This is a genomic window from Mycobacterium sp. 1465703.0, assembly GCF_001672975.1.
Taxonomy (GTDB): Bacteria; Actinomycetota; Actinomycetes; order Mycobacteriales; family Mycobacteriaceae; genus Mycobacterium.
On record NZ_LZKU01000295.1, the window covers coordinates 1 to 10841 of the forward strand.

General features: G+C 67.1%; 11 protein-coding genes and 2 pseudogenes. 7 read left to right on the forward strand and 6 right to left on the reverse strand.

Annotation, left to right across the window (positions count from 1 at the left end; all coding sequences use genetic code 11):
• Positions 1 to 484: hypothetical protein (locus tag A5625_RS27610; protein WP_067002050.1), on the reverse strand; the 484-nt coding region annotated here is incomplete at its 3' end.
• A gap of 137 nt (positions 485 to 621) precedes the next feature.
• On the opposite strand from A5625_RS27610, the gene A5625_RS27615 reads away from it, so the two are divergent.
• Both A5625_RS27615 and A5625_RS27620 read left to right on the forward strand, forming a co-directional pair.
• The gene (locus A5625_RS27615) at positions 622 to 990 is read left to right on the forward strand and encodes an OB-fold nucleic acid binding domain-containing protein (RefSeq protein ID WP_067002053.1); all 369 of its coding nucleotides are present in this window, start codon (positions 622 to 624) and stop codon (positions 988 to 990) included.
• Positions 991 to 1004: 14 nt separating this feature from the next.
• Complete coding sequence (locus A5625_RS27620; RefSeq protein WP_067002073.1) at positions 1005 to 1703, forward strand: DUF3159 domain-containing protein; 699 nt, start codon at positions 1005 to 1007, stop codon at positions 1701 to 1703.
• Here the strand turns inward: A5625_RS27620 and A5625_RS27625 are convergent, their stop codons facing one another.
• On the reverse strand, positions 1704 to 2381 hold the full coding sequence (locus A5625_RS27625) for a TrkA family potassium uptake protein (protein WP_067002055.1): 678 nt from the start codon (positions 2379 to 2381) through the stop codon (positions 1704 to 1706).
• 12 nt (positions 2382 to 2393) lie between these two features.
• The gene (locus A5625_RS27630) at positions 2394 to 3059 is read right to left on the reverse strand and encodes a TrkA family potassium uptake protein (RefSeq protein WP_142279296.1); all 666 of its coding nucleotides are present in this window, start codon (positions 3057 to 3059) and stop codon (positions 2394 to 2396) included.
• Between the two features lie 126 nt (positions 3060 to 3185).
• On the opposite strand from A5625_RS27630, the gene A5625_RS27635 reads away from it, so the two are divergent.
• From A5625_RS27635 to A5625_RS29405, 3 genes and pseudogenes are all read left to right on the forward strand, one after another.
• Positions 3186 to 5180: an APC family permease gene (locus tag A5625_RS27635; protein WP_067002058.1), complete on the forward strand. Its 1995-nt coding sequence runs from the start codon at positions 3186 to 3188 to the stop codon at positions 5178 to 5180.
• Positions 5181 to 5209: 29 nt separating this feature from the next.
• The gene (locus tag A5625_RS27640; RefSeq protein ID WP_067002061.1) at positions 5210 to 6400 is read left to right on the forward strand and encodes a class I SAM-dependent RNA methyltransferase; all 1191 of its coding nucleotides are present in this window, start codon (positions 5210 to 5212) and stop codon (positions 6398 to 6400) included.
• Positions 6401 to 6444: 44 nt separating this feature from the next.
• Positions 6445 to 6525, forward strand: a pseudogene (locus tag A5625_RS29405) (ABC transporter permease); the annotation flags it as partial.
• Between the two features lie 4 nt (positions 6526 to 6529).
• Here the strand turns inward: A5625_RS29405 and A5625_RS27645 are convergent.
• Positions 6530 to 7819 (reverse strand): ArsB/NhaD family transporter, encoded by a 1290-nt coding sequence (locus tag A5625_RS27645; RefSeq protein WP_067002064.1) that lies wholly within the window; start codon positions 7817 to 7819, stop codon positions 6530 to 6532.
• Positions 7820 to 7836: 17 nt separating this feature from the next.
• The gene (locus A5625_RS27650; RefSeq protein WP_067002067.1) at positions 7837 to 8280 is read right to left on the reverse strand and encodes a CBS domain-containing protein; all 444 of its coding nucleotides are present in this window, start codon (positions 8278 to 8280) and stop codon (positions 7837 to 7839) included.
• A gap of 204 nt (positions 8281 to 8484) precedes the next feature.
• Here A5625_RS27650 and dxs point away from each other — a divergent pair, with 204 nt between their 5' ends.
• Entirely contained in the window at positions 8485 to 10410 is a 1926-nt protein-coding gene (dxs, locus tag A5625_RS27655; RefSeq protein WP_067002070.1) for a 1-deoxy-D-xylulose-5-phosphate synthase, read from the forward strand.
• A gap of 52 nt (positions 10411 to 10462) precedes the next feature.
• Here dxs and A5625_RS29410 read toward each other — a convergent pair whose 3' ends face one another.
• Positions 10463 to 10657, reverse strand: coding sequence for a hypothetical protein (locus tag A5625_RS29410; protein ID WP_369830059.1), 195 nt, complete (start codon positions 10655 to 10657; stop codon positions 10463 to 10465).
• Between the two features lie 19 nt (positions 10658 to 10676).
• On the opposite strand from A5625_RS29410, the pseudogene A5625_RS29415 reads away from it, so the two are divergent.
• Positions 10677 to 10841 (forward strand): annotated as a pseudogene (locus A5625_RS29415) (ribonuclease D); the annotation flags it as partial.

Sequence of the window (10841 nt, forward strand, 5' to 3'; positions counted from 1 at the left end):
CGGCGGCTTCTTCCATGGCGTCGGGCAAATGCGGCCACTGAGCGCCCCACGAGCGGGTCAGCTCGTCGGCCAGCCAGGGCGGGCTGGACGCCTGCATCTGCGTCGTGGTCGCCGCCAACCCGTCGGCGCGCAACTGTGACGCCGAATACCGCGCCGCCAGCGCCGCGGGCGCTTCCCCGGGCGCCCCGGCCCATGCCGGCAGCGCAGCCAGCACCGCGGCCGTCCGGTCGGGGTGGGCCAGCGCCCAGGCGACCGCAACCGCGGCGCCGATCGAGACGCCGCCCACAGCGATCGGCCCCCCGCGCGCCGCGTCATCCAGGGCAGCCAGATAGCCCTCGATCAACCGGTCGGGCCGTGGCGGCGGCGTCACCAAATGCGCGCCGATCTCATGGATAGGGCGGGAAAATGCCCGGTGAACGTAGTCGTCATCAGAGCCGGTTCCGGGCAACAACACCGTCGTAACGCCACGCAGATCGACCACCACCTTTTGATAGTGCCTCGCCGTTCTCTCGCCCTCCAACACGACGTTTGAGTCGGTTGGCGCCGGGGAACCAAGAGGTCTACGGTGTCCGTTGGCATATATGGAAGCGTCGAGGCTTATCAGCATTGTCAGGAGTGGCCATGGGGGCCCAAGGGTATCTGCGCCGGCTCACCCGTCGGTTGACGGAGGATCCGGAGCAACGCGACTCTGAGGAACTTTCCGACGAGGTCGCCAGCACCGGCGCGCAACGTGCAATCGATTGCGAGCGTGGCCAGGAGGTCACGATGGTGGGCACGCTGCGCAGCGTCGAATGTAACGGCCGGGCTTGCTCCGGCGGAGTACGTGCCGAATTTTTCGACGGCAGCGACACGGTGACGCTGGTCTGGCTCGGCCAGCGCCGCATACCCGGTATCGACTCGGGCCGCACCCTGCGGGTGCGCGGACGCCTCGGCAAGCTGGAGAACGGAACCAAGGCGATCTACAACCCGCACTACGAAATCCAGCGGTGACCGACCCCGAAAATATGGGAGCAACCCCGTCCCCACGGGAACCGGGCTCGTCGGAACACACCACTAATCGCATCAACCCGGAACGTCTGCTGGCACAGGCAGGCGGAGTCAGTGGTGTCATCTACTCATCGCTGCCGGTGGTGGTGTTCGTCGTCGCATCGAGCGTGTCGGGATTGGTTCCCGCGATCGTGGCCGCGTTGGCGGTGGCCGCACTGATCTTGGTATGGCGGCTGATTCGGCGCGATTCCCCACAGCCGGCGTTCTCCGGCTTCTTCGGCGTGGCGCTCTGCGCGCTGATCGCCTATGTGCTGGGGGAGTCGAAGGGCTACTTCCTGCTCGGCATCTGGATGTCGCTGGTCTGGGCGGTGGTCGTAGCGGCGTCGGTATTGATCCGCCGGCCCCTGGTCGGCTACGCGTGGAGCTGGGCCACCGGACGTGGCGATGGCTGGCGTCAGGTGACTCGGGCCGTCTATGCGTTCGACGTCGCCTCGGTGGGTTGGGTTCTGGTGTTCGCCGCCCGGTTCGTGGTTCAGGGGCTGCTGTACGACGCCGATCGGACCGGTTGGCTGGCCGTGGCGCGGATCGCGATGGGCTGGCCGCTGACCGTGCTGGCCGCGCTGGCCACCTATGCGGCCATCAAGTCGGCGCAACGGGCCATCGCGGCCGCCGCGGGCCCCGCGGTCGAAATGGAATCCGGCGCCGTCACCGACTGACTAGTCGGTGGCTGGGCTATGGGTGCCCAACAGCAGCTTCTGCAGATCTTCTTCCGCCTCGGCAACGGCGACGAACAGCAACTCGTCGCCGCCTTCCAGCGGCTCGTCTTCTTCGGGCACGATCACCCGCGGGCCCCGCAGAATCGTCACCAGCGAGGTATCCCGCGGTAGCTGCAGTTTGCGCACCGGCTTGCCGCCCCACGGGGTGTCGTCGGGCAGGGTGATCTCGACCAGGTTGGCCTGTCCCTTGCGGAATTCGATCAGCCGCACCAGATCGCCGACGGCGACGGCCTCTTCGATGAGCGAGGCCAGCATGCGCGGCGTCGACACTGCCACGTCGACTCCCCACGCATCGGTGAACAGCCATTCGTTGCGCGGATCGTTGACCCGGGCCACCACCCGGGGCACCGCGAATTCGGTTTTGGCCAACAGGCTCAGCACGACGTTGGCCTTGTCATCGCCAGTGGCCGCCACCACGACGTCGAAGTCCTGCATGTGCACCGACTCCAGCAGGCTCAGTTCGCAGGCATCGCCCAGCCGCCAGTGCGCCGCGGGAATGGCGTCGACGTCGACGTGATCGGGGTTACGTTCGATCAGCGTCACATCGTGGCCGTTGCCGATGAGTTCCCGAGTGACCGAGCGGCCGACCGCGCCGGCGCCGGCAACAGCTACCTTCATATGCGCCGCTCCTTACAGGTCTTCACTGGGCGGGAGCGCGGCGATGGCCACCGCCTCGGCGGCCCGGCCGGATATCGCCGCGACGTAAACCTGGTCGCCGGCCTGGATAACCGATTTCGGCTCTGGCAACACGCCGGCCCCGAAACGAATCAGGAAGGCGACCCGGGCACCGGTCGCCTGCTCGAGGTCGGTGACCCGATGCCCGATCCAGTCCTCGTGCAAGACGACCTCGGACACCGCGACGGTGCCGGTCGGGTCGCGCCACTTGGCTGTCTCGGTCTCCCGCAGTAGCGCGTTGAGCAGGCGGTCGGTGGTCCAGGGCACCGTCGCGATGGTGGGAATGCCCAGGCGCTCATAGACCTCGGCCCGCTTGGCGTCGTAGATGCGGGCGACGACTCGCTTGACGCCGAACGTCTCCCGGGCCAGCCGCGCGGAGATGATGTTTGAGTTGTCGCCGGAGGACACCGCGGCGAACGCATCGGCTTCGTCGATACGGGCCCTCAGCAGGACATCCCGGTCGAATCCCTGCCCGAGCACCCGCTCGCCGGCGTATTCGGGGCTGAGCCGGTTGAAGGCGGTGCTGTCACGGTCGATGACCGCGACGTCGTGACCGATGCGGGATAGCCCGTCGGCGACCGACGAACCGACCCGGCCGCAGCCCATCACCACTACTCGCAACTTGAGGTCCTCTCGGCCGCGTTTTGCGCCCTTCGCCGGCAACCCACGTCGGCCAGCCGTTTCGGTCGGCAAACATTCTCCTACGAACGCTACCGCCAAACCCGTCTGGGCTTACTCTTGGCTCTCGTGTCCAAACTTTCAACCGCCACTCGTCGGTTGCTTATCGGTCGGCCGTTTCGCAGCGACCGGCTGAGTCACACGCTGCTGCCCAAGCGGATCGCCTTGCCGGTGTTCGCCTCCGACGCGTTGTCCTCGGTTGCGTATGCGCCCGAGGAGGTCTTCCTGATGCTGTCGGTGGCCGGGGTGACGGCTTATGCGCTGACGCCGTGGATCGGACTCGCGGTAGCCGCGGTGATGCTTGTGGTGGTGGCCAGCTACCGGCAGAACGTCCATGCCTACCCGTCCGGCGGCGGCGACTATGAAGTGGTCACCACCAATCTCGGCGAAACCGCCGGGCTCATCGTCGCCAGCGCCCTGATGGTGGATTACGTTCTCACCGTTGCGGTCTCGACGGCTTCGGCGATGGCGAACATCGGCTCGGCGATCCCGATCGTGGCCGAACACAAGGTGTTCTTCTGTGTGGTGTCCATCCTGCTGGTGATGGCGCTGAACCTGCGCGGGGTGCGCGAGTCGGGGTTGGCGTTCGCCATCCCGACCTATGCGTTCATCGTCGGTGTCCTGGTGATGATCGGCTGGGGTTTGTTCCGGATCTTCGTGCTGGGCAATCCGCTGCGGGCCGAGTCGGCCGGTTTCCAGATGCACGCCGAGCACGGCCAGATCGTCGGTTTCGCCCTGGCGTTCTTGGTGGCGCGGTCGTTCTCCTCTGGGTGTGCGGCGCTGACGGGTGTCGAGGCGATCAGCAACGGGGTGCCGGCGTTTCAGAAACCCAAGTCGCGCAACGCGGCGACCACCCTGCTGATGCTGGGCGGTATCGCGGTGACCCTGCTGATGGGCATCATCGTGCTGGCCCAGAAGATCGGCGTGAAGTTGGTCGAGGACCCCGCGACGCAATTGGGCGGGGCGCCCAAGGGCTACTACCAGAAGACCCTGGTCACTCAGCTGGCACAAGCGGTATTCGGCAGCTTTCACATCGGGTTCCTGCTGATCGCCACGGTGACCGCGCTCATCCTGGTGCTGGCGGCCAACACCGCGTTCAACGGCTTCCCGGTGCTCGGCTCGATCCTGGCTCAGCACAGCTACCTACCCCGCCAATTGCACACCCGCGGAGACCGATTGGCCTTCTCCAACGGAATCCTGTTCCTTTCCGGGGCGGCCCTGCTGGCGATCATCGCGTTCCGCGGCGAGGTCACCGCGCTGATTCAGCTCTACATCGTCGGCGTGTTCATTTCCTTCACGCTGAGTCAGATCGGCATGGTGCGGCACTGGTCCAGGTTGCTGCGCACCGAAACCGATCCGCCGGTGCGGCGCAAGATGATGCGCTCGCGGGTGGTCAACACGGTCGGGCTGCTGGCTACCGGGACGGTGCTGTTGGTGGTCCTGGTTACCAAGTTCGCGGCCGGGGCGTGGATCGCCCTGTTCGCAATGAGCCTGCTGTTCGGAATCATGAAAATGATTCACCGGCACTACAACACCGTGAACCGCGAACTGGAGGAGCAGGCCGCCACCCAGGGGGATGTGGTGCTGCCCAGCCGCAACCACGCCGTGGTGCTGGTGTCCAAATTGCACCTGCCGACCCTGCGTGCACTCGCCTACGCCAGGGCCACCCGGCCCGACGTTCTGGAGGCCATCACCGTCAGCGTCGACGACGCCGAAACCCGCGACCTGGTGCACAAGTGGGAAGAAAGCGATATCAGCGTCCCGCTGAAGGTCATCGCCTCGCCGTACCGCGAAGTCACCCGTCCGGTACTGGACTACGTCAAACGGGCCAGGGAAGAATCGCCGCGCACCGTGGTGACGGTGTTCATTCCCGAGTACGTGGTGGGCCACTGGTGGGAGCAGGTGTTGCACAACCAGAGCGCCCTGCGGCTCAAGGGACGGCTGCTGTTCATGCCCGGCGTCATGGTGACTTCGGTTCCGTGGCAACTGAGTTCGTCGGAACGGCGCAAAACTTTGCAGCCGCATGTGGCGCCGGGTGACGCTCGTCGGGGAATCTTCGATTGAGCCGCGAATCGACACGGACTCCGCGCGAGGTGGCGCCCCCGGTGCCGGAGCTGACGTTGACCACCGGCGCCCCCGCCAACGGCGGCAGCTGCGTCGCGCATCATGAAGGACGCGTGGTGTTCGTCCGATATGCGCTGCCCGGTGAGCAGGTGCGGGTCCGGGTCACCGCTGACCGCGGATCCTATTGGCACGCAGAGGTTCTCGAAGTCATCGAGCCGGCCGACGGTCGTATCGCGTCGCTGTGCCCGATCGCCGGGGTGGACGGCGCCGGGTGTTGCGACCTGGCCTTCGCCACCCCCGAGACGGTCCGCACGCTCAAGGCCGAAGTCGTGGCCAATCAGCTCGAGCGCCTCGGTGGGCATCGCTGGAGCGGGGAAGCCGAACCGCTGGCGGATTCCGCCCCGACGGGATGGCGGACCCGCGTTCGACTCGACGTGGGCCCCGACCGCCGCCCCGGCTTTCACCGGTACCACAGCGATGAATTGGTGACCGACCTGCGCTGTGCGCAACTGCCAGCCGGCATGCTCGACGGGATCGGCGACGTCGAGTGGCCCCCGACAGCACAACTGCACGTGGCCGTCGACGACGACGGCGCGCGCCACGTGGTGCGCAGCCTGCGCCAGGGCAGACACAGCGCGACCAAGGTGATGGAGGGACGCTACGAGGCGCTGCAACGGGTGGCGGGGCGCGTCTGGCAGGTGCCGGTGACCGCCTTCTGGCAGGCGCACCGTGATGCGGCCGGCGTGTACAGCAAGCTGATCACCGACTGGGCGCAACCCCGCACCGGTATGCGAGCGTGGGATCTCTACGGTGGCGCAGGCGTTTTCGCTGCGGCGCTCGGCGATGCGGTGGGGCATACCGGGCGGGTGCTCAGTGTCGACACCTCACGCGTGTCGACCCGGGCCGCTCGGGCGGCGCTGGCCGATCTGACGCAGGTGCACATCGTCACCGACTCGGTGCGACGTGCGCTGGCGGCCCAACGCGGCCGCGCCGACGTGGCGGTGCTGGACCCCCCGCGGGCCGGAGCCGGGCGCGAGGTCATCGATCTGCTGGCCGCCGCAGATGTGCCGCGGATAGTGCATATCGGTTGTGAGGCAGCATCTTTCGCTCGCGATATCGGTACATACCTCGGCCACGGTTACACCGTTGAGAAGATCAAGGTGTTCGACGCCTTCCCGCTGACCCATCACACCGAATGCGTCGCACTGCTGACCCGTTAGGATGATTGCTGCTGCCAGCGCTCGAGCATGGCCGAGATCACTAGCCGTATCTTGTTGCCGGCCTTGGCTACAACCTGGCTATTGCCTGGCCGCTGTTCCGGCGATTTGTCGCCAAGCATGCCTGAGCCGTCAGCCGAACACGAAATACCGCAACCAGAGGTAGAGCGCGGACAACCCGACGGAGACGACGGTGACGACCGCGCCCTTGCGGGTGAATTCCCAGAAGGAGATGGGATTGTCGGCGCGCTTCGCGATGCCGAGCATGACGATGTTGGCGCTGGCGCCGATGGCGGTGAGGTTACCGCCGAAGTCCGTGCCCAGCGCCAGCGACCACCATAAAACGCCGGGGTTGGCGTGGTTCCCCAGGGCGCCGACCAAGTCGGCCACCACCGGCGCCATTGTTGCGGAGTAGGGGACGTTGTCGACGATCCCGCTAATGATGACCGACGCGACGAGGATGATCATCGTCGCGAGCAAGGTGCTGCCGCCGGTGGCGGTGATCGCCATGTTGGCAAGCTGTTTGACCACGCCGGTCTTCACCAGGGCGCCGACCATGACGAACAGGCCGGCGAAGAACAACAGCGTGTCCCACTCGACGCTGGCCAGGTAGTCCGCAGGCCGCAGTCTGGAGGCCACGATCAGAATGCCGGCGCCCAACAGCGCCACCACCGAGGGCTCCATGTGCAGCGGCCCGTGGGCGACGAACGCGGCGAACACCGCCAGCAACACGATTCCGCACGTGATGAGCAGCCGGGGGTCGCGGATGGCCTCCTTTTCTTCCAGCGACATGACGTCGGCGACGCGTTCGGGATCGACGGTGAACAGACCGCGAAAAAGGCGCGGCAGCAACACAATCAAGACGGCGAGCACGATGACCACGATGGGCGCCAGATGAATGAGGAAGTCGTTGAAGCTCAGGCCGGCCTTGCTGGCGATGATGATGTTGGGCGGGTCACCCACCAAGGTCGCCGCGCCACCGACGTTCGACGCGAACACCTCGGCCATCAGGAACGGCGCCGCAGCGACCGCCAGACGGTCGCACACCAACAGCGTCACCGGCGCGACGAGCAATACCGTGGTGACGTTGTCGAGCAGGGCCGACGCGATCGCGGTCACCAAAACCAACAGGATCATCACCCGCAAGGGAGAACCGCGGGCCCGTTTGGCCGACCAGATCGCCACGTACTCGAAGACGCCGGTCTGCCGCAACACGCTGACGATGATCATCATCCCCAGCAGCAAAAAGATTACGTCCCAATCGATTCCGCTTTCGCGCGAGTAGAACACGTCGTCGGAGTGAATGATCGGCAAGGTGACCACGACGGCGGCACCGGCCAGCGCCACCAACGTCTTGTTGACGCGATCACTGGCGATCAGGATATAGGCGATGACGAACACCAGAATCGCGATGAAGCTCATCTATCGCCCTGTGGGAGTCAAGGTCTCAGCGCTGCCTCGAGCACGCGCGACGCCGTGATCACCCCGATCAGCCTGCCCTCTTTCACCACCGCGACGAGCGGACTGCGCAGCCGCGCCATCAGCGCGGCGACCTCGATGATGGTGTCGTCGGCCTGAGCCGGAGGTACGTCGACCAGATGGTCGGGCAGCACGTCGCGCACCGTCTTGCCGCTCAACTTTTCCGCACAGCGGTCGGCCATCGATTCGTTGAGCACACCGGCCAGCGACGGATCGTCCTGCACATAGCGCGGCACGATGAAGCGGACAACCTGGGAGGCGGGCAGCACCGCGTACGGGCGTCCCTTGCCGTCGGTGACCAACAGCCCGGGCATGCGATGGTCGGCGAGCATTCGGGCGGCGTCCAAGGCGTCCGCATCGATACTGACAACGGGGAAGTCCTCGGCGATCTGCTCGGCCCGCACATTGCGACCATACGACCGCGGGGGCAGGTCTGGTATGGGGGGCAGCTGGATTCACGGCATACTCCGGGTCGTAGAGAGAACGTGCCGACCAGGCTTCCCGGCTCACCGCGAACTGAGGTTACCAAAGGTGCGGCTGCGGCGATGGGTGACGAATTCGCAACTTCCTTACGATGCCATTGCGCGGCCGCTGCGTAGACTGACTGGATGCTTGAACAGATCCGCGGGCCCGCTGATCTGCAGCACCTTTCTGCGCATCAGCTTCGCGATCTGGCCGCCGAGATTCGCGAATTCCTGATTCACAAGGTCGCTGCCACCGGGGGGCACCTGGGCCCGAATCTGGGCGTCGTCGAGCTGACGCTGGCCCTGCACCGGGTGTTCGACTCACCGCACGATCCGATCATCTTCGACACCGGCCATCAGGCCTACGTCCACAAGATGCTGACGGGGCGCTCGCACGAGTTCGAGAGCCTGCGCAAGAAGGGTGGGCTGTCGGGGTATCCCTCGCGTGCCGAGAGCGAGCACGACTGGGTCGAGTCCAGCCACGCCAGCGCGTCGTTGTCCTACGCCGACGGCCTGGCCAAGGCCTTCGAGCTGAGCGGGCACCGCAACCGGCACGTCGTCGCGGTGGTCGGCGACGGCGCCCTCACCGGCGGCATGTGCTGGGAGGCGCTGAACAACATCGCCGCGTCCGACCGCCCGGTCATCATCGTGGTCAACGACAACGGCCGCAGCTATGCTCCGACGATCGGCGGTGTCGCCGACCATCTCGCCTCGCTGCGGCTGCAGCCGGCCTACGAACACGCCCTGGAGAAGGGCCGCGACGCGCTGCGGGCGCTGCCGCTGGTCGGCAAGATCGCCTACCGCGTCATGCACAGCGTGAAGGCCGGCATCAAGGACTCGTTGTCACCGCAGCTGATGTTCACCGATCTGGGGCTGAAGTACGTGGGCCCCGTCGACGGTCACGACGAACGTGCGGTGGAGGCCGCACTGCGCCATGCGCGCGGCTACGGCCGCCCGGTGATCGTGCACGTGGTGACCCGCAAGGGGATGGGCTTCGCCCCTGCCGAGGACGACGAAGCCGAGCAGATGCACTCCTGCGGCGTCATCGACCCGGTCACCGGTCAGGCGACCAAGGTCGCCGGACCCGGCTGGACGGCGACGTTCTCCGACGCGCTCATCGGCTATGCGGAGAAGCGCCGCGACATCGTCGCCATCACCGCGGCCATGCCCGGCCCGACCGGGCTGACACCGTTCGGGCAGCGGTTCCCGGACCGCTTGTTCGACGTCGGCATCGCCGAGCAACACGCGATGACGTCGGCGGCCGGCCTGGCCATGGGCGGCATGCACCCGGTGGTGGCCATCTACTCGACCTTCCTAAACCGGGCCTTCGACCAGATCATGATGGACGTGGCGCTGCACAAGCTGCCCGTCACCATGGTGCTCGACCGGGCCGGCATCACCGGTTCGGACGGCGCCAGCCACAACGGCATGTGGGACATGTCGATGCTGGGCATCGTGCCCGGCATGCGGGTGGCCGCGCCCCGAGACGCCACCCGGTTGCGTGAGGAGCTCGGCGAGGCGCTCGGGGTCGACGACGGCCCCACCGCGCTGCGCTTCCCGAAAGGTGATGTGGGTGAGGACATCCCGACGATCGAGCGCCGCGGATCGGGCATTTCCGGTGTCGACGTGCTCGCGGTCCCGGCCCCCGGGTGCAACCACGACGTGCTGCTGATCGGCGTCGGCGCCTTCGCGCCGATGGCGCTGGCGGTGGCCAGGCGGCTACAGGACCAGGGGATCGGCGTCACGGTCATCGACCCGCGCTGGGTGCTGCCGGTGTCGGAGAGCGTGCTGGACCTGGCGACGCAGCACAAACTGGTCGTCACCTGTGAGGACAACGGCGTCAACGGCGGGGTGGGCTCGGCGGTGTCCGCCGCCCTGCGCAGCGCGGAGATCGACGTCCCGTGCCGTGACGTCGGACTGCCGCAGCGGTTCTACGAGCACGCCTCCCGCGGTGAGCTGCTGTCGGAGCTGGCGCTGACCGACCAGGACGTGGCCCGCCGCATCACCGGGTGGGTCGCCGCGCTGGGCAGCGGCGCCGCCGAGGCGGAGATCCGCGAGCACCTGGACTAGTGGCGATCGCGAGCGCGGCGGAGCCGGGCGAAGCGGGTCGCCACCATCGGAACTAGTCAGCGGCCTCGGGCGGCGCCTGCAGCGCCCGGGCCAGCGCCGGATCCACCAATTCTCGCTGCCAGGGGCGGGCCTGGCCGGCGCGCAGAAAGGTCTCCACGGCGTCGAGCGGATCGGGCGCACCTGCCCAGTCCCAGCACAGCCGTCGCACCAGATCGGGTGAGACCAGGTTCTCGGTCGGGACGTGCACCCGCTCGGAGACCGCCGACAGCGAGCCACCGAACGGGCCGCCGCCGCCGGCGCGGTGGAGCAAGCGTAAACCGGAAGCCGCCGCCCGGCTGGAGGCGGCGCGCTCGGCGCTGTCGGCGGTCTCCGAGCGGGTGCACGTCCCGACCGAGAACCTGGTCTCACCCGATCTGGTGCGACGGCTGTGC